Annotated in this window: 21 protein-coding genes; 2 read left to right on the top strand and 19 right to left on the bottom strand. The window is 72.1% G+C overall.

Annotated features, from left to right (window positions below):
- Window positions 1–354: 354 nt before the first annotated feature.
- Window positions 355–1,782: an RsmB/NOP family class I SAM-dependent RNA methyltransferase gene (locus BZY54_RS28960; RefSeq protein WP_086728292.1), complete on the bottom strand. Its 1,428-nt coding sequence runs from the start codon at window positions 1,780–1,782 to the stop codon at window positions 355–357.
- Window positions 1,783–1,892: 110 nt separating this feature from the next.
- Window positions 1,893–2,825, bottom strand: a complete 933-nt coding sequence (gene fmt / locus BZY54_RS28965; RefSeq protein ID WP_086728293.1) for a methionyl-tRNA formyltransferase — start codon at window positions 2,823–2,825, stop codon at window positions 1,893–1,895.
- Window positions 2,826–3,075: 250 nt separating this feature from the next.
- Between fmt and BZY54_RS28970 the strand changes: the two genes are divergently transcribed.
- Window positions 3,076–3,618, top strand: coding sequence for a hypothetical protein (locus BZY54_RS28970; protein WP_086728294.1), 543 nt, complete (start codon window positions 3,076–3,078; stop codon window positions 3,616–3,618).
- 229 nt (window positions 3,619–3,847) lie between these two features.
- On the opposite strand, the gene BZY54_RS28975 is transcribed toward BZY54_RS28970, so the two are convergent.
- The 14 genes from BZY54_RS28975 to pyrR all read right to left on the bottom strand — a co-directional run bounded on the left by BZY54_RS28975 (window position 3,848) and on the right by pyrR (window position 21,054).
- Entirely contained in the window at window positions 3,848–5,995 is a 2,148-nt protein-coding gene (locus BZY54_RS28975; protein WP_086728295.1) for a primosomal protein N', read from the bottom strand.
- Window positions 5,996–6,576: 581 nt separating this feature from the next.
- A complete protein-coding gene (gene metK, locus BZY54_RS28980; protein ID WP_086728296.1) occupies window positions 6,577–7,785 on the bottom strand; it encodes a methionine adenosyltransferase in 1,209 nt (402 codons plus the stop codon).
- Between the two features lie 236 nt (window positions 7,786–8,021).
- The gene (coaBC, locus tag BZY54_RS28985) at window positions 8,022–9,224 is read right to left on the bottom strand and encodes a bifunctional phosphopantothenoylcysteine decarboxylase/phosphopantothenate--cysteine ligase CoaBC (RefSeq protein ID WP_107419845.1); all 1,203 of its coding nucleotides are present in this window, start codon (window positions 9,222–9,224) and stop codon (window positions 8,022–8,024) included.
- 171 nt (window positions 9,225–9,395) lie between these two features.
- Window positions 9,396–9,668 (bottom strand): DNA-directed RNA polymerase subunit omega, encoded by a 273-nt coding sequence (gene rpoZ, locus BZY54_RS28990; RefSeq protein WP_086728298.1) that lies wholly within the window; start codon window positions 9,666–9,668, stop codon window positions 9,396–9,398.
- 62 nt (window positions 9,669–9,730) lie between these two features.
- On the bottom strand, window positions 9,731–10,324 hold the full coding sequence (gene gmk, locus BZY54_RS28995; protein ID WP_086728299.1) for a guanylate kinase: 594 nt from the start codon (window positions 10,322–10,324) through the stop codon (window positions 9,731–9,733).
- 59 nt (window positions 10,325–10,383) lie between these two features.
- Window positions 10,384–10,707 carry an integration host factor gene (locus tag BZY54_RS29000; RefSeq protein WP_003977346.1) on the bottom strand — a complete coding sequence of 108 codons (324 nt, stop codon included), beginning with the start codon at window positions 10,705–10,707 and terminating at the stop codon, window positions 10,384–10,386.
- A gap of 287 nt (window positions 10,708–10,994) precedes the next feature.
- Complete coding sequence (gene pyrF, locus BZY54_RS29005; protein ID WP_086728300.1) at window positions 10,995–11,840, bottom strand: orotidine-5'-phosphate decarboxylase; 846 nt, start codon at window positions 11,838–11,840, stop codon at window positions 10,995–10,997.
- On the bottom strand, window positions 11,837–12,952 hold the full coding sequence (locus BZY54_RS29010) for a quinone-dependent dihydroorotate dehydrogenase (protein ID WP_086728301.1): 1,116 nt from the start codon (window positions 12,950–12,952) through the stop codon (window positions 11,837–11,839). Before BZY54_RS29010 ends, pyrF begins: the two co-directional genes overlap by 4 nt.
- 55 nt (window positions 12,953–13,007) lie before the next feature.
- Window positions 13,008–16,316, bottom strand: a complete 3,309-nt coding sequence (carB, locus tag BZY54_RS29015; RefSeq protein WP_086728302.1) for a carbamoyl-phosphate synthase large subunit — start codon at window positions 16,314–16,316, stop codon at window positions 13,008–13,010.
- Window positions 16,309–17,451, bottom strand: coding sequence for a glutamine-hydrolyzing carbamoyl-phosphate synthase small subunit (carA, locus tag BZY54_RS29020; RefSeq protein WP_086728303.1), 1,143 nt, complete (start codon window positions 17,449–17,451; stop codon window positions 16,309–16,311). Before carA ends, carB begins: the two co-directional genes overlap by 8 nt.
- Window positions 17,448–18,053, bottom strand: a complete 606-nt coding sequence (locus BZY54_RS29025) for a PH-like domain-containing protein (protein ID WP_086728304.1) — start codon at window positions 18,051–18,053, stop codon at window positions 17,448–17,450. The genes carA and BZY54_RS29025 overlap by 4 nt, the downstream gene beginning before the upstream one ends.
- Window positions 18,050–19,336: a dihydroorotase gene (locus BZY54_RS29030; RefSeq protein ID WP_086728305.1), complete on the bottom strand. Its 1,287-nt coding sequence runs from the start codon at window positions 19,334–19,336 to the stop codon at window positions 18,050–18,052. The genes BZY54_RS29025 and BZY54_RS29030 overlap by 4 nt, the downstream gene beginning before the upstream one ends.
- A 5-nt stretch (window positions 19,337–19,341) precedes the next feature.
- Window positions 19,342–20,322, bottom strand: a complete 981-nt coding sequence (locus tag BZY54_RS29035; protein ID WP_086728306.1) for an aspartate carbamoyltransferase catalytic subunit — start codon at window positions 20,320–20,322, stop codon at window positions 19,342–19,344.
- A gap of 144 nt (window positions 20,323–20,466) precedes the next feature.
- Window positions 20,467–21,054: a bifunctional pyr operon transcriptional regulator/uracil phosphoribosyltransferase PyrR gene (gene pyrR / locus BZY54_RS29040; protein ID WP_086728307.1), complete on the bottom strand. Its 588-nt coding sequence runs from the start codon at window positions 21,052–21,054 to the stop codon at window positions 20,467–20,469.
- Between the two features lie 285 nt (window positions 21,055–21,339).
- Here pyrR and bldD point away from each other — a divergent pair, with 285 nt between their 5' ends.
- Entirely contained in the window at window positions 21,340–21,843 is a 504-nt protein-coding gene (bldD, locus tag BZY54_RS29045) for a transcriptional regulator BldD (RefSeq protein WP_030166512.1), read from the top strand.
- A 191-nt stretch (window positions 21,844–22,034) separates the two neighbouring features.
- Here the strand turns inward: bldD and nusB are convergent, their stop codons facing one another.
- From nusB to BZY54_RS29060, 3 genes are read right to left on the bottom strand one after another with little or no spacing between them, the layout of a single operon-like run.
- Window positions 22,035–22,478 (bottom strand): transcription antitermination factor NusB, encoded by a 444-nt coding sequence (gene nusB, locus BZY54_RS29050; protein WP_086728308.1) that lies wholly within the window; start codon window positions 22,476–22,478, stop codon window positions 22,035–22,037.
- Between the two features lie 2 nt (window positions 22,479–22,480).
- The gene (gene efp, locus BZY54_RS29055) at window positions 22,481–23,047 is read right to left on the bottom strand and encodes an elongation factor P (RefSeq protein WP_086728309.1); all 567 of its coding nucleotides are present in this window, start codon (window positions 23,045–23,047) and stop codon (window positions 22,481–22,483) included.
- Between the two features lie 51 nt (window positions 23,048–23,098).
- A complete protein-coding gene (locus BZY54_RS29060) occupies window positions 23,099–24,205 on the bottom strand; it encodes an aminopeptidase P family protein (RefSeq protein ID WP_086728310.1) in 1,107 nt (368 codons plus the stop codon).
- Between the last annotated feature and the right edge of the window lie 76 nt (window positions 24,206–24,281).

Here is a 24,281-nt window from a genome sequence, read left to right on the forward strand (position 1 = left end):
CCCCTCCTCGTCAACCCCCAGGCGCATCCCTCTCCCCCGCTGGGCCGACTCGCCGTCCGCCCCGCGGACCACCCCATGTGCGGGCACGGCGTCGCGGCCCGAGCCGCGTGCAGGCACCGGGGCACCCCGAAGTCGGCGCAGTCGACGATCAGCGGCCGGGCTTCGGGCAGACACCCCCGCAGCTCACTCGACCCTCGGCAGGCGCGGCGGCCGCGGAGCCGGTGGCCTCACCCGTGCCCGCGGCGTGAGACCCGGACAGACGTCGCGCACGGGAGCACAACCGCCGCGAAACGACAGTGCCGTGGTGGAACGAGACCTGGTCGGTGATGTCGAGGGCCTGCACCCGGCGGCGTTTCAGCCGGTTCTGCGGATCAGCGCCAGATACATGGCGTCGGTCCCGTGCAGGTGCGGCCACAGCTGTACGTCGGGGCCGTCGCCGAGCGCCGGGACACCCGGCAGGAGGGGGCGCGCGTCGATCAGGTCGGCCTCGGGGAACTGCTTGAGCACGTCGGCGACGACCGCGCGGGTCTCGGCGAGGTGGGGCGAGCAGGTGGCATAGCCGACGACGCCGCCGACGCGGACCGACTCCAGGGCCGTGCGCAGCAGACCGCGCTGGAGCGGGGCGAAGCCGTCCAGGTCCTCCGGGCGGCGCCGCCACCGCGCCTCGGGTCGCCGGCGCAGGGCGCCGAGCCCGGTGCACGGCACGTCGACGAGGACGCGGTCGAAGCTGCCGGGGCGCCAGGCGGGACGCGTCCCGTCGGCGGCGACGACCTGGTACGGGCCGGGATTGCCGGCGAGCGCCTTGGCCACCAGTCCGGCCCGGTGCGGCTGCTTCTCGGAGGCCAGCAGCACGGCCCCGCGCTCGGCGGCGAGGGCGGCGAGCAGGGCCGCCTTGCCGCCGGGGCCGGCGCAGCCGTCCAGCCACATGCGGTCGGGGCCGTCGAGCGGTGCGCCGGCCAGGGCGAGCGCCACGAGCTGGCTGCCCTCGTCCTGCACGCCCGCGCGGCCCTCCCGCACGGCGTCCACGGCACCCGGCTCGCCGCCCTCGGTGAGCCGCACGGCGTACGGCGACCAGCGGCCCGGCACCGCGGCCTCCTCGCGCAGCAGCTCCTCGGTGGTGGCCCGGCCCGGCCGGGCCACCAAGGTGACCTCGGGCCGCTCGTTGTCGGCCTCGAGCAGGTCCTCGATGCCGGCGCGGGGGCCGCCGAGGGAGTCCCACAGGGCGGAGACGACCCAGCGGGGGTGGGAGTGGACGACGGCGAGGTGGTCCTCGGGGTCCTCGTCGTAGGGCGGGGCGACCTTCTCCAGCCACCCGTCGAGGTCGTCCCGCGCGACCTTGCGCAGCACGGCGTTGACGAACTTGGCCCGCCCGTCGCCGAGCACCACCCGGGCCAGCTCGACGGTGGCGGACACGGCGGCGTGGCTCGGGATGCGGGTCCCGAGCAGCTGGTGGGCGCCGAGGCTGAGCACGTCGAGGACGGGCGGGTCGACCTCCCTGAGCGGCCGGTCCACGCACGCGGCGAGGATCGCGTCGTACGTCCCCTGCCGGCGCAGCGTGCCGTACACCAGCTCAGTGGCGAGGGCGGCGTCCCGCCCGTCGAACCTTTCGGGTCCCTCCTTCTCGCGTGCCTTGCGCAGCAGCGGCGGCAGGACGAGGTTGGCGTACGCGTCCCGCTCGTCCACGGCGCGCAGCGCTTCGAAGGCGAGGATGCGGACGGGGTCCTTCTGGGGCCGGCGGTAGGGCTTGGCGGGCTTGCGGGGCCGACGGGGGGTGTCGCTCACGAAAAAGGTGCTCCGGATGTCTGGGGGCGCCGCGTACGGATGCGCTGGGCGTGCCGGCCGCGGCCCGGCTGCGCTGTCCGACCAGCCTACGTCCCCGCAGCCGGCGCCGGTCAGCCCCCGAGGGTCTCGCCCTCGGCGATGCGCACGCCGCGCGCCCAGTCCGCGGCCCGCATCGGCTTCTTGCCCTGGGCCTGCACCCACAGCAGCTCGACGGCGTGGGAGCCGGTGCCGACGTGGACGTTGTTCTTGCCGACGGCGAGCGCGCCGGGGGCGAGGTCGGTCCGCTGCGGCGCGAGGGCGACCTGGATCAGCTTGAGCCGCTCGCCGCGGAACGTGGTCCAGGCGCCCGGGGCCGGGGTACAGCCGCGCACCACCCGGTCGACGCGCAGGGCGGGGGCGCTCCAGTCGACCCTGGCGTCCTCGACGGTGATCTTCGGGGCGAGGGTGACGCCGTCGGCCGGCTGCGGCACGGCCTTCAGGGTGCCGTCCTCGATGCCGTCCATGGTCGCGACGAGCAGTCCGGCGCCGGCCAGGGCGAGCCGGGTGAGCAGGTCGCCGCTGGTGTCGGTGGGCCGGATCCGCTCCGTGACGGTGCCGTAGACCGGGCCGGAGTCCAGGCCCTCCTCGATGAGGAAGGTGGAGGCACCGGTGATCTCGTCGCCCGCCATGAGGCTGTGCTGCACGGGCGCCGCGCCCCGCCAGGCGGGCAGCAGGGAGAAGTGCAGATTGACCCAGCCGTGCGCGGGGATGTCCAGGGCGGCCCTGGGCAACAGGGCGCCATAGGCGACGACCGGGCAGCAGTCCGGGGCGATGTCCGTCAGCCGCTCCAGGAACTCCGCGTCACGCGGCCGCTCCGGCTTGAGCACCTCGATGCCCGCCTCCTCGGCCCGCTCCGCGACCGGGCTCGCGACCAGCCGGCGCCCGCGCCCGGCGGGGGCGTCGGGGCGCGTGACGACGGCCGCCACCTCGTGCCGCCCGGCGGCGAGCAGAGCATCCAGGGCGGGAACGGCGACCTCGGGGGTACCGGCGAAGACGAGCTTCATGGGCGGGTGCGGCCTCTCGGTCGGGGTGGCTGGGCGGGCAGCGCACAAGTCTATGACCATGCACGGAGAGCCGTGACGGGCGAGCGGTGCGGCAGGCCGTGGGGGCGTACGCATATGCCCTTACGCCCCCACACCGTGACCAGCGGAGCTAAAGCGCGTTGGTCAAGACAGAGTTGACCACAGAGTTGACCACCAGGGGCCGCGCTCGCGCGGCTCGATTCCTAGCAACGCCGGTTCGAGAGGCTTGTTCATGGCCGACCATGCAACCCACGACGCCCAGGCCCGGGCGAGCCTGCACTTGCTGGTGCGGGACATCGAGCGGGTCCGTCGGCAGGTGGACGCGCTGCGCACGCTCACCGCCCAGTTGGGCAACGTCTACCGTCCGCGCCGCTCCGGTCCCTCCACGGGCTTCGTCGTCTACGGACGCGCCCCCGCCCCGACGGTCCGCCTCGCGCAGGAGTTGCGGGACAGTGTCGAGACCCTGGTCACGGCCGCCGTGGACTTCGACCGCTCACTCGGCTTCTCGTGGGACGCGGTGGGCTCCGCGCTCGGTGTCACCAAGCAGGCGGTCCACCGTCGTTACGGCGCGCGCCGCGCCGCCGCGCAGGCGGCCGCGGAGACGGAGCCGGGCGCGGAGCCCTCGGGCAGCCGCACGGTCAACGTCGGCACCGGTCTCTCCGCGGTGCCGGCGGTGCCCGCGGCCCGTTCCATGCCGACCCAGCCGACGGCGGGCAGTCCGTCGCTGCGTGACGACGTGCGGCCGACCGCGTTTCCCGGCCCGCGCAACGGCTGAGCCCCGCGACTGCCTAGCCGCGCGACAGCTGACGACCGCTCATCGCCACGCCCTCCCGGCCGGGTCCGGGAGGGCTGGCCCGTACGCCTCCCCCAGCTACCGGCGACGCACCGGGCCGGCCGACGGCCTGAAGGCCCGTCACCGGCGTCCGGCGGTCCTGACACCCGATGACCGACAGGCCCGTCAGCCGATGACCGGCAGGCCCGTCACCCCCCGCCGTGCGGACCCGTCACCCGATGTCCGCCGGGTCGATCCGGACCCACACCGGCTCGCCGTCCCCGCGGGCCGTCCGTGCCGCCTGAGCGGCCTTCAGGGCAGCGGCGAGCGCCGCCCCACGGCCGGGCGGGACGCGGACCAGCGCCCGGTCCCACTGCTCCCCGGGTGGCGGCGCACCCGACCGCCGGGGCCGTCCGGGCGGGGTGACCGGCAGCGGAACCGGCCCCAACACCTCTGCCTCGCACGGCAGTTCGACCGCGCCGAGGAAGTCCGCGACCGCCGCCGGCGGGCCCGTCACGGCCGCCATCCGGGAGACCGGGGGGAACCCGAGTTCGGCCCGCTCGGCGCGCTCGCGCACCGCGTGCCCGACGGGATCCCAGCGCACCAGAGCCTGCACGGGCCGCAGCGTCGGCTCCGCGACCACGACCACCGTGCCGCCCGCCTCCTGCGCCCGGACGAGCGCGGCGGCCCCGACCCACCGGCGCAGCGCGTCCTCGCCCGCCCGCAGGTCGGGCCGGCCCAGCATGGCCCAGCCGTCCAGGAGCAGGGCCGCCGCGTATCCGCCCTCGGCGACCGGCTCGGCGCCCGGCGTGCTCACGACCAGCGCGGGCGTCGCCGGCACCGTGTCCAGCACGTGCTCGCGCCCGGAGGTGCGCACCGGCACGGCCGGGAAGGCCCGCCCGAGCTCCTCGGCGGTCCGCCGGGCCCCGACGACCTGGGCCCGCAGCCGGAACGAGCCGCACTCCGGGCAGTGCCAGGCGGACTCCTCACGCCCGCACCACCCGCAGCGGAGCAGCCCCGCGTCATGCCCCTGCAGGGGGCCGGCGCAGTGCCGGCAGCGCGCGGGCGCCCGGCACTGGGCGCAGGCCATCCGCGGGACGTAGCCCCGCCGGGGGACCTGCACCAGCACCGGGCCGTGCCGCAGTCCCTCCCTGGCCGCCTGCCAGGCCAGCGAGGGCAGACGCGCGGCCCGTGCCGCCTCGTCCCGCGCGAGATCCGCGTCGCCCACGGTGCGCACCAGCGGGGCCGCCCGCCGTACCTGTTCGCGTGCGGCGACCAGGGGCCGGGCCCAGCCGCTCTCGACGAGCTGCGCGGCCTCCACGGTGCAGCTCCAGCCGCCGAGGAGGAAGCCGCACTTGTCCAGGGCGGCGCGCAGCAGCAGCACCTCCCGCGCATGGGGTTGCGGTGCGTGCTGCTCGCTGTGGCTGTCGTCGCCGTCGTCCCAGAGGGCGACCAGTCCGAGGTCCCGCACCGGCGCGAACATGGCGGCCCGGGTGCCGACGACGGCCCGTACGGACCCCCTGCTCACCGACAGCCACTGCCGGTACCGCTGCTCGGGGCCCGCGTCGGCGGTGAGCAGCGCGTGCCGTCCCTCGCCGAGCAGGGAGGTCAGCGCGGCGTCCACCCGGGCCGCGGCCCGTCCGTCCGGTACGACGACGAGCGCGCCCCGCCCCGAGGCGAGCGTCGCGGCGACGGCCCGGGCCAGCTCCTCGCTCCACAGCGGCCCCGGCAGGGTGTTCCAGACGGCCCTGGGGGCACCCCCGGCGGCCAGCGAGGCGATGAAGGGTGCTCCGTGCTCGTAGCGGGCCCAGGGCCCGGCGTCCGGGACGGGGGGCGGCGGCAGCGGAGGGGGCGACGGCTGCCGCTCGGCCCGTGCGCTGCGGGGCGGCACGGCCAGTTGCAGCACGTCGGCGAGGCTGCCGGCGTACCGGTCGGCGACCGCTCTGGCCAGCCCCAGCAGTTCCTCGCTCAGCACCGGCTCGGGCGACACGACCTGGGCGAGCGCGGCCAGCGGCCCGGAGTAGTCGGACTCGTCACGGCGCTCGATCAGGAATCCGTCGATGAGTCCGCCGCCCTCGCGCCGGCCTTCCCGCACCCGGTGCCGTCCGGCGCCGAACCGCACACGCACCCGCACGCCCGGCTGGGCGTCCGCGTCCAGCTCGGCGGGCACGGCGTAGTCGAAGTACCGGTCGAGGTGGAGTACGCCCTTGTCGACGAGCACCCGCGCCACGGGCCGTGCCGCGGCGAGGGCGGCTCCCCGCCAGGTGCGGGGCTTGGCGCGCGGCTCCTTGGCCTTGCGCACGCTCTCCCGGATGAGCGCGAGCTGCTCCGGCGGCGCCGCCTCGGCTCCGCCGTTGTCCGGCCCGTTCTCGCTGCTCACGCTTGCATTCTTACCAAACGGGACTGACAAGCGACGTGCGCCCGGGATCCCGTCTGCCACGGGAGTGGCCCAGTGCTCCGCTTGCGCCGCACCGATCCGCGGTACCGGCCGTCGCGCCCGCGGCGCCTGCCCAGGGACCGAGGCGCGGCACCGACCGACGGGGCCGGACCTCGGCACCTGCCGGCGAACCGGATCGTGACGCCGACCGACGGACCGGATCACGGTGAGCGCCGACGTGCCGGATCGCGGCGTCTGCCGACAGGCCGGATCGCGGCACCGCCCGACGGACCGGTCCAACGCTGTCGAGTCTCCCGAGATCAGGCCGGCGGCGGTTCGGGGGACGCACCAGTTTCACCGCACGTCCGAGGACGCACTCCACCGAAGGAACCGCAGCCCTCGCACCGGGAGATCACAACCCTAGGGGGCGGGCCGCCCGGCCGCGACGGAAAATCGGATCTCCGCAGGGGCCCCGTGCGCTCGGCCGCGTGCGCGCACTCCGCGCACTCGCGGGCGACGAGCGAGGCCCGGTTCCCGCAGGGGAACCGGGCCTCGCCTCGAAACCGGCCTCGTGGGCCCGCCGCCTACAGGCCGACGGCCTGCCGCAGGGCGTCCACGCGGTCCGTGCGCTCCCAGGTGAAGTCGGGCAGCTCGCGGCCGAAGTGGCCGTACGCGGCGGTCTGGGCGTAGATGGGGCGGAGCAGGTCGAGGTCGCGGATGATGGCGGCCGGACGCAGGTCGAAGACCTGGTCGATCGCCTTCTCGATCTTCTCGGGCTCGATCTTGTGGGTGCCGAAGGTCTCCACGAACAGGCCGACCGGCTCGGCCTTGCCGATCGCATACGCGACCTGGACCTCGCAGCGGGAGGCCAGACCGGCGGCGACGACGTTCTTCGCCACCCAGCGCATCGCGTACGCGGCGCTGCGGTCGACCTTGGACGGGTCCTTGCCGGAGAAGGCGCCGCCACCGTGGCGGGCCATGCCGCCGTAGGTGTCGATGATGATCTTCCGGCCGGTCAGCCCGGCGTCGCCCATGGGGCCGCCGATCTCGAACCGCCCGGTGGGGTTGACCAGCAGGCGGTAGCCCTCGGTGTCCAGCTTGATGCCGTCCTCCAGGAGCGCCTTGAGCTCCGGCTCGACGACGAACTCACGGATGTCGGGGGCGAGCAGCGACTCCAGGTCGATGTCGGAGGCGTGCTGCGAGGAGACGACGACCGTGTCCAGGCGGACCGCCTTGTCGCCGTCGTACTCGATGGTGACCTGCGTCTTGCCGTCCGGGCGCAGGTAGGGGATCGTGCCGTTCTTCCGGACGTCCGACAGGCGCTTGGACAGCCGGTGGGCGAGGAAGATCGGCAGCGGCATCAGCGTCGGCGTCTCGTCGGAGGCGTAGCCGAACATCAGGCCCTGGTCGCCGGCGCCCTGCCGGTCCAGCTCGTCGTCGTCGCCCTCGACCCTGGCCTCGTACGCCGCGTCGACACCCTGCGCGATGTCCGGGGACTGCGCGCCGATGGACACGGACACACCGCAGGAAGCGCCGTCGAAGCCCTTCTTGGAGGAGTCGTAACCGATCTCGAGGATCTTGTTGCGGACCAGGGTCGCGATGTCCGCGTAGGTCTTGGTCGTGACCTCGCCGGCCACGTGCACCAGGCCGGTGGTGATCAACGTCTCCACGGCGACCCGGGAGGTCGGGTCCTCGCGCAGGAGCGCGTCGAGAATGGTGTCGCTGATCTGGTCAGCGATCTTGTCGGGGTGACCCTCGGTCACGGACTCCGAAGTGAACAGGCGACGGGACACAACGCTCCCTGGGGTTGCAGCGGCTGCTGGCTGATCATTGGTGGACGGCACGGGAGCTGCGCCCGGCGCCGTCCGGAAAACAGTTTATCGGTCGCGCTCGGCCACCGGCCCACCCGTCTCGCCTCTCGGGAGTGCTGTGGCCTGCGGCACGGGCATTGTGCCCAATGCCCGGCGACCTTGAACAGAGCACAGCGGCCAGAGTACGGGGTCCGGGTGAACCGGCCGAGCAGGGTGTTTCAGCCCAGCCGTGCCACCACCAGGTCCCACACGGTCTCGGCCAGGGCCTCCTTCGGCCCGTGCGGGACGGCGGTCTCGGTGCCGTCGGCGGCCAGCACCACGGCCTCGTTCTCCTCCGCGCCGAAGGTCTTGCGCTCCCCCACCTCGTTGACCACGAGGAGGTCGCAGCCCTTGCGCGCCAGCTTCTTGCGACCGTTGGCGAGGACGTCGTCGGTCTCGGCGGCGAAGCCCACGATCACCTGTCCGGGGCGCGCCCGGTCGGCCGACACCTCCGCGAGGATGTCCGGATTGCGCACCAGGGCGATGGGCTCCGGTTCCTGGTCGTCCTTCTTCTTGATCTTCCCGGTCGCGTAGGTGGCGGGGCGGAAGTCGGCGACGGCGGCGGCCATGACCACCGCGTCGGCGTCCGCGGCCGCCTTCAGCACCGACTCGCGCAGCTGCACGGCCGTCTCCACCGGGACGACGTCCACGCCCGCCGGGTCGGGCAGGCTGGTGTTGGCCGCGATCAGCGTGACCCGGGCGCCCCGGGCCGCCGCCGTGCGGGCCAGGGCGTAGCCCTGCTTGCCGGAGGAGCGGTTGCCGAGGAAGCGGACGGGGTCCAGGGGTTCGCGGGTGCCGCCGGCGCTGACGACGACGTGCCGGCCGGCGAGGTCGGGGTCGGTCACCCCGCGGGCCAGGACGCGCCGGCAGACCTCGAAGATCTCCACCGGGTCGGGCAGGCGGCCCTTGCCGGTGTCGACGCCGGTCAGCCGGCCGACGGCCGGTTCGATGACGACGGCGCCGCGGCGGCGCAGCGTCGCCACGTTCTCCTGGGTGGCCGGGTGCTCCCACATCTCGGTGTGCATGGCCGGGGCGAAGACCACCGGGCAGCGGGCGGTGAGCAGGGTGTTGGTCAGCAGGTCGTCGGCGAGGCCGTGGGCGGCCCTGGCGAGCATGTCGGCCGTCGCCGGGGCCACCACCACCAGGTCGGCGTGCTGGCCGATGCGGACGTGCGGCACCTCGTGGACGTCGTCCCAGACCTCGGTGGCGACGGGGTTGCCGGACAGGGCGGACCAGGTGGCGGCGCCGACGAAGTGCAGCGCGGAGGCGGTGGGGACGACACGTACGTCGTGTCCGGACTCGGTCAGCCGGCGCAGCAGCTCGCACGCCTTGTATGCGGCGATGCCGCCGCTGACCCCCAGAACGACCTTGGGCTTGTCCACCGTCTCTCCCGGTCTCGGCTCCGCTGCGCCCGGTGGGGCGCACGCGTCCATGCTGCACCATCGCGGGGGAACGTCCCCCGCCCCCCGAGCAGACCACAGGCCCGGCAGTCGCGCTGCCGGGCCTGTGGATAAAACCTACTGCGATCCGCAGATATGACTTACTGCGGCTGCTTACTGGCCCGGACCGTCGACGGCCTCGGAGGTCAGCAGACCCGCGTTGATCTCGCGCAGCGCGATGGAGAGCGGCTTCTCGTGGACGTGGGTGTCGACGAGCGGACCGACGTACTCGAGGAGGCCCTCGCCGAGCTGCGAGTAGTACGCGTTGATCTGGCGGGCACGCTTGGCCGCGTAGATCACGAGGCTGTACTTCGAGTCGGTGGCCTCGAGGAGCTCGTCGATCGGCGGGTTGATGATGCCCTCGGGCGCGGAGATGGAAGAGGACACGCTCTACCTTCCGATGGGTGGGAAAGATTCAGTCGGTGCGATCACCACGGTGACCGTCACGATCACACAACGTCCGTCAAGGCTAGCAGCTCGCGCGCCACGTCCTCGACGGAGGTGTTGACCAGGGTCTCGTCGAACTCCGGCTCGGCCGCGAGCTCGACCTTGGCGGCCTGAAGCCGGCGCTCGATCACTTCGGGCGGCTCGGTCCCCCGGCCGGTGAGTCTGCGCACGAGCTCCTCCCAGGAGGGCGGAGCGAGGAACACCAGCTGGGCCTCCGGCATGGACTCGCGGACCTGCCGGGCACCCTGGAGGTCGATCTCCAGCAGGACCGGCTCGCCCGCCTCCAGGCGGTCCAGCACGGCGGCACGAGGCGTGCCGTAGCGGTTGCCGGCGAACTCGGCCCATTCCAGCAGCTCGCCGTTGGCGATCAGTTTGTCCATCTCGTCGTCGGTGACGAAGAAGTAGTGGACGCCGTGCTGCTCGCCGGGGCGCGGCTTGCGGGTCGTCGCCGACACCGAGAGCCAGACCTCGGGGTGTTCCTTGCGCATATGGGCGACGACCGTGCTCTTGCCGACCCCTGAGGGGCCGGAGAGCACGGTCAGCCGCGGACGTGCGTCCGGAGGGACGGGGGACGTCCCCCGGGGTGTTACAGCCATGCAGCGATTATTCCAGCAATCCCGGTGTGCCCGGGACTCCCTTCCCGACAGGCCGGGGTTCAGGAGCCGGTGCTGCCGAACTCACGCTCCAGGGAAGCGATCTGGTTGGAACCGAGGCCGCGTACTCGACGGCTCTCGGAGATGCCGAGTCGCTCCATGATCTGCTTGGCGCGGACCTTGCCCACGCCCGGCAGGGACTCAAGAAGGGCGGACACCTTCATCTTGCCGATGACGTCGTTCTCCTGGCCCTGCTTGATGACCTCGTGCAGGGAGGCGCCGGAGTGCTTGAGTCGATTCTTGACCTCGGCCCGCTCCCGGCGAGCCGCGGCGGCCTTTTCGAGCGCGGCTGCGCGCTGTTCAGGGGTAAGGGGCGGAAGAGCCACGCCTACGTCACCTCGGATGTCGAACTGTCGGATACGGACCGGTGAGGAACCTAGTCGCCCCACACCTGGGGAGCCACGAGCAACACGCTTGCCCGCTCTCCCCCACTGCCTTGAGGGCGTGGGAGGCACCCCCACTCGACGGAGACTAGCGGTCAAGGGCGCCAGAGTCAGCGAGAACAGCGGAAAAGTCCTGGTCAGCCTCAGCCAGGACGGACATTTAGGACATATTGCCTCGGATTTGAGAATGTATCCAGACTCCAGCGGCCCCGAACCGCCCTCCCGAGGACTCAGCCGCCGGCCACCGCGGCCCGGATCTCGTCGGCGAAACGTTGCGCCGCGTCACGCAGAGCGACGACGTCGGGACCGTGACGCAGAACACCCCGGCTGACGTTCGGAACCACGTTGCGCACCACCGGACCGAAGACCGCGGGAAGATCGGCCGGGGTCGCGCCCTGCGCGCCGATCCCGGGCGCCAGGAGCGGTCCGTTGATGTCCAGGTCGTACGACGACAGGTCGCCGAGCGTGGCACCCACCACCGCGCCGAAGGAGCCCATCGGGCTCTGCCGCGTGTTCTCCCGCGCGAGGTGCGCGAGCATGGTCGCGCCGACGTTGCGGCCGTCTGGCCGGAGGGCGTGCTGCACCTCGCCGCCCTCCGGGTTGGAGGTCAGCGCCAGCACGAACAGGCCCGCGCCGTTCTCCCGCGCCAGCTCGACCGCGGGGCCGAGCGCGCCGTAGCCGAGGTAGGGCGATACGGTGAGCGCGTCCGAGAACAGCGGCGCGTCCTTGTGCAGGAAGGACTCGGCGTAGGCGGCCATGGTCGAGCCGATGTCGCCGCGCTTGGCGTCCATGACGACCAGCGCCCCGGCCGCCCGTGCCTCCTCGACCGACTTCTCCAGGACGGCGACGCCCCGGGAGCCGAAGCGCTCGAAGAAGGCGCTCTGCGGCTTCAGGACGGCCACCCGGTCGGCCACCGCCTCCACGACCGTGCGGCTGAACCGCTCCAGACCGGCCACGTCGTCGTTCAGGTCCCACTCGGCGAGCAGGGACGCGTGCGGGTCGATGCCGACGCACAGCGGGCCGCGCTCGTCCATGGCGTGGCGCAGCCGCGCGCCGAAGGGCTCCGTCGGGCTCATGCCGTCTTCCCTGCCTTCTTCACATCGGCGCCGACCGCGTCGGCGAGGGTGGCGTACGGGCTGTTGCGCAGGCGTGCGGCGAGCCCCTTGTGGATCGCGCGACCCCACAAGGGCCCCTCGTAGATGAAGGCGCTGTAGCCCTGGACCAGCGTGGCGCCGGCCAGGATGCGCTGCCAGGCGTCCTCGGCGTTCTCGATGCCGCCCACGCCGACGAGGGTGATGCGGTCTCCCACGCGCGCGTAGAGGCGGCGCAGCACCTGGAGGGAGCGTTCCTTGAGCGGCGCGCCGGACAGCCCGCCGGTCTCCTTGACCAGGGCCGGGTCGGACCGCAGACCGAGTCCCTCGCGCGCGATGGTGGTGTTCGTGGCGATGATGCCGTCCAGGCCGAGTTCCACGGCGAGGTCGGCGACGGCGTCGACGTCCTCGTCGGCGAGGTCGGGCGCGATCTTCACCAGCAGCGGCACCCGGCGTCCGGGCACGACCCGGTCGGCGGCCTCGCGCACGGCGCTCAGCAGCGGGCGCAGCGCCTCGGTGGCCTGCAGGTTGCGCAGACCGGGCGTGTTCGGCGAGGAGACGTTGACGACCAGGTAGTCGGCGTACGGGGCGAGGCGCTCGGCGGACTTCACGTAGTCGGCGACGGCCTCCTCCTCCGGGACGACCTTGGTCTTGCCGATGTTGACGCCGACCACGGTCCTGAAGACGGGCGTGCGCGAGGCCAGGCGTGCGGCGACGGCCAGCGAGCCGTCGTTGTTGAAGCCCATGCGGTTGATGAGCGCGCGGTCCGCGACGAGCCGGAACAGCCGCTTCCTGGGGTTGCCGGGCTGCGGCTCCCCGGTGACGGTGCCGATCTCGACGTGGTCGAAGCCCAGCATGGACATGCCGTCGATGGCGACGGCGTTCTTGTCGAAGCCGGCCGCGAGTCCGAAGGGGCCGTGCATGCGCAGCCCGAGGGCCTCGGTGCGCAGCTCCTTGTGGCGGGGGGCGAGCGCGGCCGCGACGAACGTGCGCAGCACAGGGACGCGCACGGCGAGACGGATCCAGCGGAAGGCCAGGTGGTGGGCCTGTTCCGGGTCCATCCGATGGAAGACCAGACGGAAGAAAAGCTTGTACATCTCTTGTGTCCTCACGAAGAGGGGGACACCGTTTCCGGTGTCCCCCTCGGGGCTGCTAGTCGCGGGCCGCGGTCAGGAATTCCGCGTGTTCCTGGAGCGAGCGGACGCCCACGTCGCCGTGGTTGAGGGCGTCGATGCCCTGGACCGCCGCGGCGAGCGCCTGGACCGTCGTCAGGCACGGCACGGACCGCGCCACGGCAGCCGTACGGATGTCGTAGCCGTCGAGGCGGCCGCCGGTGCCGTACGGGGTGTTGACGATGAGGTCGACCTCGCCGTCGTGGATGAGCTGGACGATGGTCTTCTCGCCGTTCGGCCCGGTGCCCTCGGACTGCTTGCGCACGATCGTGGCGTTGATGCCGTTGCGCTTGAGCACCTCGGCGGTGCCGGAGGTGGCGAGCAGTTCGAAGCCGTGGGCGACCAGCTCGCGGGCCGGGAAGATCATCGAGCGCTTGTCCCGGTTGGCGACCGAGATGAACGCGCGGCCCTTGGTGGGCAGCGGCCCGTAGGCGCCCGCCTGCGACTTGGCGTAGGCCGTGCCGAAGACGGAGTCGATGCCCATGACCTCGCCGGTGGAGCGCATCTCCGGACCGAGGACGGTGTCGACGCCGCGGCCGTGGATGTCCCGGAACCGCGACCACGGCATGACCGCCTCCTTGACGGAGATCGGCGCGTCCAGAGGCATGGTGCCGCCGTCGCCGTTCTTCGGCAGCAGGCCCTCCTCGCGCAGCTCGGCGACCGTCGCGCCCAGGGAGATGCGGGCGGCGGCCTTGGCCAGCGGCACCGCGGTCGCCTTGGATGTGAAGGGGACCGTGCGGGAGGCGCGCGGGTTGGCCTCCAGGACGTAGAGGATGTCGCCGGCCAGCGCGAACTGGATGTTGATCAGACCGCGCACCCCGACACCGCGCGCGATGGCCTCGGTGGAGGCCCGCAGGCGCTTGATGTCGAAGCCGCCCAGCGTGATCGGCGGCAGGGCGCACGCCGAGTCGCCGGAATGGATGCCGGCCTCCTCGATGTGCTCCATGACGCCGCCCAGGTACAGCTCCTCGCCGTCGTAGAGGGCGTCGACGTCGATCTCTATGGCGTCGTCCAGGAACCGGTCGACCAGCACTGGCCGGGAGGGGCTGATCTCGGTCGACTCGGCGATGTACGCCTCCAGGCGCGCCTCGTCGTACACGATCTCCATGCCCCGCCCGCCGAGGACGTAGGACGGCCGGACGAGGACCGGGTATCCGATCTCGTCGGCGATCGTCTTGGCCTGGGCGAAGGTGGTGGCGGTGCCGTGCTTGGGGGCGGGCAGGCCCGCCTCCGCCAGGACCTGCCCGAAGGCGCCGCGGTCCTCCGCCGCGTGGATCGCCTCGGGGGAGGTGCCGACGATCGGCACGCCGTTGTCCTTCAGCGCCTGCGCGAGGCCCAACGGGGTCTGGCCGCCCAGCTGGACGACGACACCGGCGATCGGGCCGGCCTGCCGCTCCGCGTGGACGATCTCCAGGACGTCCTCCAGGGTGAGCGGCTCGAAGTACAGCCGGTCGGAGGTGTCGTAGTCGGTGGAGACGGTCTCCGGGTTGCAGTTGACCATCACGGTCTCGTACCCGGCGTCGCTGAGGGCGAAGGAGGCGTGGACGCAGGAGTAGTCGAACTCGATGCCCTGGCCGATGCGGTTGGGGCCGGAGCCCAGGATGATCACCGCGGGCTTGGACCGGGGCGCGACCTCGGTCTCCTCGTCGTAGGACGAGTAGAAGTACGGCGTCCTGGCGGCGAACTCGGCGGCGCAGGTGTCGACCGTCTTGTAGACCGGGCGGATGCCGAGGGCGTGCCGGACCTCGCGGACCACGTCCTCGCGCAGGCCGCGGATCTCGCCGATCTGCTGGTCCGAGAAGCCGTGCCGCTTGGCCTCGGCCAGCAGGTCGGAGGTGAGCTCCGCCGCCTCGGCCAGCTCGTCCGCGATCTCCTTGATCAGGAAGAGCTGGTCGACGAACCACGGGTCGATCTTCGTGGCCTCGAAGACCTCCTCGGGCGTGGCGCCCGCGCGGATCGCCCCCATGACCGTGTTGATCCGGCCGTCGGTGGGCCGCACGGCCTCGCGCAGCAGCGTGTCCTTGTCGCCGGGGTCGCCGACGAACGTGAACTGGCTGCCCTTCTTCTCCAGGGAGCGCAGCGCCTTCTGGAAGGCCTCGGTGAAGTTGCGGCCGATGGCCATGGCCTCGCCGACCGACTTCATGGTGGTGGTCAGCGTGGAGTCGGCCTGCGGGAACTTCTCGAAGGCGAACCGGGGCGCCTTGACGACCACGTAGTCCAGGGTCGGCTCGAAGGAGGCCGGGGTCTCCCGCGTGATGTCGTTCGGGATCTCGTCGAGGGTGTAGCCGACGGCCAGCTTGGCGGCGATCTTGGCGATCGGGAAGCCGGTCGCCTTGGAGGCCAGGGCCGAGGAGCGCGAGACACGCGGGTTCATCTCGATGACGATCACGCGACCGTCCTCGGGGTTCACCGCGAACTGGATGTTGCAGCCGCCGGTGTCGACGCCGACCTCGCGGATGACGGCGATGCCGATGTCGCGCAGGATCTGGTACTCGCGGTCGGTGAGCGTCATCGCCGGGGCCACGGTGATCGAGTCACCGGTGTGCACGCCCATCGGGTCGAAGTTCTCGATGGAGCAGACGACCACGACGTTGTCGTGCTTGTCACGCATCAGCTCCAGCTCGTACTCCTTCCAGCCGAGGATGGACTCCTCCAGGAGCACCTCGGTGGTCGGGGAGAGCGTGAGGCCGGTGCCCGCGATGCGGCGCAGCTCCTCCTCGTCGTGGGCGAAGCCGGAGCCGGCGCCGCCCATGGTGAAGGACGGGCGGACCACGACCGGGTAGCCGCCGAGCTCGTCGACGCCGGCCAGGACCTCGTCCATGGTGTGGCAGATCACCGAGCGGGCGGACTCGCCGTGGCCGATCTTCTGGCGGACGGCCTCCACGACGTCCTTGAACTGGTCGCGGTCTTCCCCCTTGTGGATGGCCTCGACGTTGGCGCCGATCAGCTCGACGCCGTACTTCTCCAGGACGCCGTTCTCGTGCAGCTTGATGGCCGTGTTGAGGGCCGTCTGGCCGCCGAGGGTGGGCAGCAGCGCGTCGGGGCGCTCCTTGGCGATGATCTTCTCGACGAGCTCAGGGGTGATCGGCTCGACGTAGGTGGCGTCGGCGATCTCCGGGTCGGTCATGATCGTCGCCGGGTTGGAGTTCACGAGGACGACGCGAAGGCCCTCGGACTTCAGGACGCGGCACGCCTGGGTGCCGGAGTAGTCGAACTCGGCGGCCTGGCCGATGACGATCGGGCCGGAGCCGATGACCAGGACGGACTGGATATCGGTGCGCTTAGGCACGCTGGCCCTCCATCAGGGAGACGAAGCGGTCGAACAGGTAGGCGGCGTCGTGCGGGCCGGCGGCCGCTTCGGGGTGGTACTGGACGCTGAAGGCCGGCTTGTCGAGGAGGTGCAGGCCCTCCACCACGTCGTCGTTGAGGCAGACGTGGGAGACCTCGACACGGCCGAAGGGGGTGTCGGAGACCTGGTCGGTCGGGGCGTCCACGGCGAAGCCGTGGTTGTGCGCGGTGACCTCGACCTTGCCGGTCGTACGGTCCTGCACGGGCTGGTTGATCCCGCGGTGGCCGTACTTCAGCTTGTAGGTGCCGAAGCCGAGCGCGCGGCCCAGGATCTGGTTGCCGAAGCAGATGCCGAACAGCGGCGTGCCGCGCTCCAGGACGCCCTGCATCACGGAAACGGGGTGGTCGGCGGTGGCCGGGTCGCCCGGCCCGTTGGAGAAGAACACGCCGTCGGGCTCGACGGCGTACACGTCGTCGATCGTGGCCGTGGCGGGGAGCACGTGCACCTCGATGCCGCGCTCGGCCATGCGGTGCGGGGTCATGCCCTTGATGCCGAGGTCGACGGCGGCGACGGTGAACTTCTTGTCGCCGACGGCGGGGACGACGTACGCCTCCTTCGTGGCGACCTCCGCGGAGAGGTCGGCGCCCACCATCTCGGGCGCCTCCTGGACGCGGGCCAGCAGCGCGGCCTCGTCCTGGATGGCGTCCCCGCTGAAGATGCCGACGCGCATGGCGCCGCGCTCGCGCAGGTGGCGGGTGAGCGCGCGGGTGTCGATGCCGCTGATGCCGACGACGCCCTGCGCGGCGAGCTCCTCGTCCAGGGAGCGCCTGGAGCGCCAGTTGGACGGCACGCGCGCGGGGTCGCGCACGACGTAGCCGGAGACCCAGATCCGCTGCGACTCGGGGTCCTCGTCGTTGACGCCGGTGTTGCCGACGTGCGGGGCCGTCATGACGACGACCTGGCGGTGGTACGAGGGGTCGGTGAGGGTCTCCTGGTAGCCGGTCATGCCGGTGGAGAACACGGCCTCGCCGAACGTCTCCCCCACGGCCCCGTAGGCACGGCCGCGGAAGATCCGGCCGTCCTCCAGGACGAGTACGGCGGGAACCCTTGAAGTTCCCCTGGTGGAGGTGGTCATCGTTCGGCGCCTTCCGTGGTGCTTGTTTCGGTCTTCGTTTCGGTCATGGAGTTGATGGCCTCGACCCACTCGGTGTGCTCGGCCGCCCGGTCGGAGCGGAAGCCGGAGTCGATCAGCCGCTCGCCGTGCGCCCAGGTCACCACCAGCAGGCCGCCCTCGGTGAGGACCTTGCCGGCGATGCCCTTGTCGAGCCGGGCCCCGCGCAGCTGTGCGGCCGGGACGAAGAAGTCGGCCGCCCCGGGGCGCCGGACGTCCAGGCCCGCGTCCGTGAGGGTGAGCTCGGCCCGGCTGCGGGTGCCCAGGCCGTGCGCCACGATGCGGTCCAGCCACTGACCGGCGGTGGTGGAGCCGTGGTAGCGGCCGGTCGTCGTCAGTCTCGCCGTGCCGGGCTCGTCCGGCGCGCTGGGCAGCTCCGGCAGATCGCTCTGCAGGGTGCCGCGCCATTTCCAGCCCTCGCGCATCAGCCAGTAGACCAGGACCACGAAGAGGGCGAGGCCCACGAGCCAGCCGATGCGGCCGGCCCAGTCGGTCACCTCGGCCGACTTCTTCTCGGAGGCCAGTGCGGTGGCGAGTCCGGCTGCGAGCTGTGTTGCAGGTGTCACGTGAGCTTCCCGTCGACGAGCGTGGCCTTGCCCCGGAGCCACGTGTGGGTGACACGGCCCGGCAGCTCGCGTCCCTCGTACGGGGTGTTGCGGCTGCGCGAGGCGAAGCCCGCGGGGTCCACCTGCCCACGGTATGCCGTGTCGACCAGGGTGAGGTTGGCGGGCTCGCCTGCCGAGACGGGGCGGCCGTGGCCGGTGGCGCGCCCGATCCGGGCCGGCTCGAAGGACATGCGGTCGGCGACGCCCGCCCAGTCCAGCAGCCCGGTGTCGACCATGGTTTCCTGGACCACCGACAGCGCGGTCTCCAGGCCGACCATGCCCATGGCGGCCGCCGCCCACTCGCAGTCCTTGTCCTCGTGCGGGTGCGGGGCGTGGTCCGTGGCGACGATGTCGATCGTGCCGTCGGCGAGCGCCTCACGCAGGGCGTGCACGTCCCGCTCGGTACGCAGCGGCGGGTTGACCTTGTAGACCGGGTTGTAGGTGCGCACCAGCTCGTCGGTGAGCAGGAGGTGGTGCGGGGTGACCTCGGCGGTGACGTCGATGCCGCGGGACTTGGCCCAGCGGACGATCTCGACGGATCCGGCGGTCGACAGGTGGCAGATGTGGACGCGGGAGCCGACGTGCTCGGCGAGGAGGACGTCGCGGGCGATGATCGACTCCTCGGCGACGGCCGGCCAGCCGCCGAGGCCCAGCTCGGCGGAGACGACGCCCTCGTTCATCTGGGCGCCCTCGGTCAGCCGCGGCTCCTGCGCGTGCTGGGCGACGACCCCGCCGAAGGCCTTCACGTACTCCAGCGCCCGGCGCATGATCACCGCGTCGTCCACGCACTTGCCGTCGTCGGAGAAGACGGTGACGCCGGCGGCCGACTCGTGCATGGCGCCGAGTTCGGCGAGCTTCCTGCCCTCCAGGCCGACGGTGACGGCCCCGATGGGCTGCACGTCGCAGTAGCCGTGCTCCCGGCCGAGCCGGTAGACCTGCTCGACGACACCGGCGGTGTCGGCCACGGGGAAGGTGTTGGCCATGGCGAACACGGCCGTGTAACCGCCGGAGGCCGCCGCGCGGGTGCCGGTCAGGACCGTCTCGGAGTCCTCACGGCCCGGCTCGCGCAGATGGGTGTGCAGGTCGACCAGGCCCGGCAGGAGCACCTTGCCGTCGGCCTCGACGACCTCGGCACCCTCGGCGGACAGACCGGGGCCCACCTCGGCGATCGTCTCGCCGTCGATCAGCACGTCCTGCGGCTCGCCGCCGAGCACCTTCGCACCACGGATCAGGATCTTGCTCATGGGTGTTACTTCTCCTCAGTGGTCCGGGTGTGGGTGACGGCGGGCTCGTTGCCACCGAGCAGGAGGTACAGCACGGCCATCCGGATGGAGACGCCGTTGGCGACCTGCTCGACGACGGTGCAGCGCTCGGAGTCGGCGACCTCGGCGGTGATCTCCATGCCGCGGACCATCGGTCCGGGGTGCATCACGACGGCGTGCTCGGGCATCTTCGCCATGCGGTCGCCGTCGAGACCGTAGCGCCGGGAGTACTCGCGCTCGGTCGGGAAGAAGGCGGCGTTCATGCGCTCGCGCTGGACGCGCAGCATCATCACCGCGTCCGACTTGGGCAGCGTGGCGTCGAGGTCGTAGGAGACCTCGCAGGGCCAGGACTCGACACCGACCGGCAACAGGGTGGGCGGGGCGACGAGGGTGACGTCGGCGCCGAGGGTGTGCAGCAGGTCGACGTTGGAGCGCGCGACCCGGCTGTGCAGGACGTCGCCGACGACGGTGATCCGCTTGCCGCCGAGGTCCTTACCGAGGCCCGCGTCCCGGCCGATCAGCCGGCGGCGCATGGTGAAGGCGTCGAGCAGGGCCTGGGTGGGGTGCTGGTGCGTGCCGTCGCCGGCGTTGATGACGACGGCGTCGATCCAGCCGGAGGTGGCCAGGCGGTAGGGGGCTCCGGACGCGCTGTGCCGGATGACCACGGCGTCGACGCCCATCGCCTCCAGGGTCTGGGCGGTGTCCTTCAGGGACTCGCCCTTGGACACCGACGAGCCCTTGGCGGTGAAGTTGATGACGTCCGCGGAGAGGCGCTTCTCGGCGGCCTCGAAGGAGATCCGGGTCCGCGTGGAGTCCTCGAAGAAGAGGTTCACGACGGTGCGGCCGCGCAGGGTCGGCAGTTTCTTGATCGGCCGGTCGGCGACCCGGGCCATCTCCTCGGCGGTGTCGAGGATCAGGACGGCGTCGTCGCGGGTGAGGTCGGCGGCCGAGATGAGATGACGCTGCATCTGTCAGGCTCCGTAAGGCAGTTCATTCAGGAAGCGGGGGTCTGGGGCACGCGGCGGCAGCCGCCTGTGTCACGGCCCCGGAAGGCACTGGCGCGCACGAGGGCACACGCGCGGGGCGTACGGCGGTGCGTACGCGCGCGTGCGCTAGTGCTGCCGGCCCGAGCCGGCCGGCTGCGCGCCGAGCAGCACGGTGTCGCGACCGTCCTCCTCGGCGAGCTGGACCTTGACCGTCTCCCGCAGCGACGTGGGGAGGTTCTTGCCGACGTAGTCGGCGCGGATGGGCAGTTCGCGGTGGCCCCGGTCGACGAGGACGGCGAGCTGCACGGCGCGGGGGCGCCCGATGTCGTTCAGCGCGTCGAGTGCGGCGCGGATGGTGCGGCCGGAGAAGAGCACGTCGTCGACGAGGACGACCAGCCTGCCGTCGATGCCGTCACCGGGGATCTCGGTGCGGGCCAGCGCACGCGGCGGGTGCATGCGCAGGTCGTCGCGGTACATGGTGATGTCGAGGGAGCCGCAGTGGACCTTGCACTCGGTGATCTGCTCGAGCTTGGCGGCGAGCCGCTGGGCGAGGAAGACGCCCCGGGTGGGGATGCCGAGGAGCACCACGTCGTCGGCGCCCTTGGCGCGCTCGACGATCTCGTGGGCGATGCGGGTCAGCACCCGCGCGATGTCGGGGCCTTCGAGAACGGGCCGCGCGGCGGACGCCTGCGCGTTCGTGTCCTGCTTGTCCATACGAAACGGACCTCCTTCTCCGCCTCACGGGACGGACCTTAAAGGACGTCGGATTTGCGCCATCAACGGTAGCAGGTGCCGCAGGCGCTCCGATCACACCCCCGTCACTCCCGTACCGCCCCCGCGTCACCCCATCGGCGTAACCGGCTGCCGATACCACGGAAGAGGCGGGGCGGACCATTCGGCTTGACGCGGCAGTGTAACGCTGCGTAACCTCACAGTGAGTTACCAGCCGCGCGGACGGAAACATCGCCGGCCGCGTCGACACAGTGTCCGGGGAGCCATATGTCCAGCGAATACGCCAAACAGCTCGGGGCCAAGCTCCGGGCGATCCGCACCCAGCAGGGCCTTTCCCTCCACGGTGTCGAGGAGAAGAGCCAGGGACGCTGGAAGGCGGTCGTGGTCGGCTCGTACGAGCGCGGCGACCGCGCCGTGACCGTGCAGCGCCTCGCCGAGCTGGCGGACTTCTACGGGGTCCCCGTGCAGGAACTGCTGCCGGGCACCACCCCGGGCGGTGCCGCCGAGCCCCCGCCGAAGCTGGTCCTGGACCTGGAGCGGCTGGCCACGGTGCCGGCCGAGAAGGCGGGCCCGCTGCAGCGGTACGCGGCGACGATCCAGTCCCAGCGCGGTGACTACAACGGCAAGGTCCTCTCGATCCGCCAGGACGACCTGCGCACACTCGCCGTCATCTACGACCAGTCGCCCTCCGTCCTGACCGAGCAGCTGATCAGCTGGGGCGTGCTCGACGCGGACGCGCGCCGCGCGGTGGCGTCCCACGAGGAGGGCTGAGCCCCGTCGGTCTCGACAGGCCTCGGGAACTTCAGCAGAAACGTGCCGCCGGGGTGGCCGGAACAACACCGTTCCGGCCACCCCGGCGGCCTTCTGCGGGCCTGAAGGGGACCAGGAGGACTTCCGGGACGCGCACACGCCGGAGGGCCCGCAGCGGTGTCGCTACGGGCCCTCCGGCGTGTCTGCGCCTGTTACACCTGGTCGCCGGCGTCGCGGCGCAGCGAGGGCTTGAGGTCCTTCAGCCGGCCGAGCAGGCCGTTGACGAACGAGGGCGACTCGTCCGTGGAGAACTCCTTCGCCAGCTGCACCATCTCGTCCAGCACGACGGCGTCCGGGGTCTCGTCGACCCAGATCAGCTCGTAGGCACCGAGCCGCAGGATGTTCCGGTCGACGACCGGCATACGGTCCAGCGTCCAGCCGACCGCGTACTGCGCGATCAGCTCGTCGATGCGGGTCGCGTGCCCGGCGTAGCCCTCGACCAGCTGCATCGTGTACTCGCTCACCGGCGGCTGCCGGGTGTCGCTGCGGGCGTGCCGGATCCAGTCCGCGAGCACGGTCAGGACGTCGGCGCCGCGCTGGTCGCCCTCGAAGAGGATCTGGAAGGCACGCTTGCGGGCCGTGTTGCGGGCAGCCACGGTTAGCTGTTCACCCGGCCGAGGTAGTCGCTCGTGCGGGTGTCGACCTTGATCTTCTCACCGGTGGTGATGAAGAGCGGGACCTGGATCTGGTGACCGGTCTCCAGGGTGGCGGGCTTGGTGCCACCGGTGGAGCGGTCGCCCTGGACACCCGGCTCGGTCTCGGCGATGGTCAGCTCGACGGCGGCCGGGAGCTCGACGAAGAGCACCTCGCCCTCGTGCTGGGCGACGACGGCCGTGAAGCCCTCGATCAGGAAGTTGGCGGCGTCACCGACGGCCTTGGGGTCGATGTGCAGCTGGTCGTACGTCTCCATGTCCATGAAGACGAAGTACTCGCCGTCCTTGTACGAGAACTGCATGTCCCGCTTGTCGACGGTGGCCGTCTCGACCTTGACACCGGCGTTGAAGGTCTTGTCGACGACCTTGCCGGAGAGCACGTTCTTGAGCTTGGTGCGCACGAAGGCGGGGCCCTTGCCGGGCTTGACGTGCTGGAACTCGACGACGGACCAGAGCTGGCCGCCTTCGAGCTTGAGCACCATGCCGTTCTTGAGGTCGTTCGTGGAAGCCACGGTTGCGGAATCTCCTGGACTGACGTGGACGACCCCGGGGCACGCACCTGCCTAGAGGGCGAGCAGCTCCTTGGTCGTGATGGTGAGTAGCTCGGGTCCGCCGTCCGCCTCGGGGCGTACGACGAGCGTGTCATCGATCCGGACACCGCCCCGGCCCGGGAGGTGGACCCCCGGTTCGACGGTGACCGGCACGCAAGCGTCCAGTTTACCCATGGCCGCGGGGGCCAACTGCGGGTCCTCGTCGATTTCGAGCCCGACACCGTGCCCGGTGAGCGGCTGCAGGCCCTCGGTGAACCCGGCGCAGTCCAGGACCTGACGTGCCGCGCGGTCCACGTCCCGGTAGGCGGCACCGGGCGCCAGCGCCTCCCGGCCGGCCCGCTGAGCGGCGAAGACGAGGTCGTAGAGCTGGATCTGCCAGTCCGCCGGGGAGGTGCCGATCACGAACGTCCGGCCGATCTCGCAGCGGTAGCCCCGGTACGCCGCGCCCAGGCACACGGAGAGGAAGTCGCCCTCCTCCACGCGCCGGTCCGTGGGGCGGTGACCGCGGCGGCCCGAGTTCGGACCGGTGGCCACGGACGTCGCGAAGGCGGGGCCGTCGGCGCCGTGGTCGACCAGCCGCCGCTCCAGCTCCAGCGCCAGATGCCGCTCCGTGCGGCCCACGAGGATGGACTCCAGGAGTTCGCCGAGGGCCTGGTCGGCGATCTCGGCGCCGATTCTCAGACAGGAGATCTCCTCCTCGTCCTTGACGATTCTCAGCTGTTCGACCGCAGTGCCCAGGTCGGCGAGGCGGAGCCGGGGGGCCACCGAGGCGAGGGCGCGGTGGCGGGCCACGGTGAGGTGGTGCTCCTCGACGGCGAGCGACTCGGCGCCCTGCGACTGGGCGAGATCGGCGGCGGCCACGGCCGGGTCGCCGCCGGGCTGGGGCAGGACCTGCACCCCCAGCGCATCGTCGGGACGCCCTTCGTGGGGCCGGTCGTCCGGTGGGCTCAGGCACACCAGAAGGTCCTCGCGCTTTCCGAGGAGCAGGACGGCGCCCTGCGGGGCCACGCCCGCGAGGTACCGCACATTGGCGGGACGAGTCACCAGCGCCGCCGCGCTGCCGCCCGCGTTGCAGCGCTCCCTTAGCCGGGTTCGGCGGGCCGCGTACACCTCTGACATGAACCGAGCGTAAGAGCGGTGGCCGGATATCGCCGTTCGGGAGGGGCCGAGTGGGTCTGCCTCCGGCGGTGGGGGC

The organism is Streptomyces carpinensis, assembly GCF_002154505.1.
Classification (GTDB): domain Bacteria; phylum Actinomycetota; class Actinomycetes; order Streptomycetales; family Streptomycetaceae; genus Streptomyces; species Streptomyces carpinensis.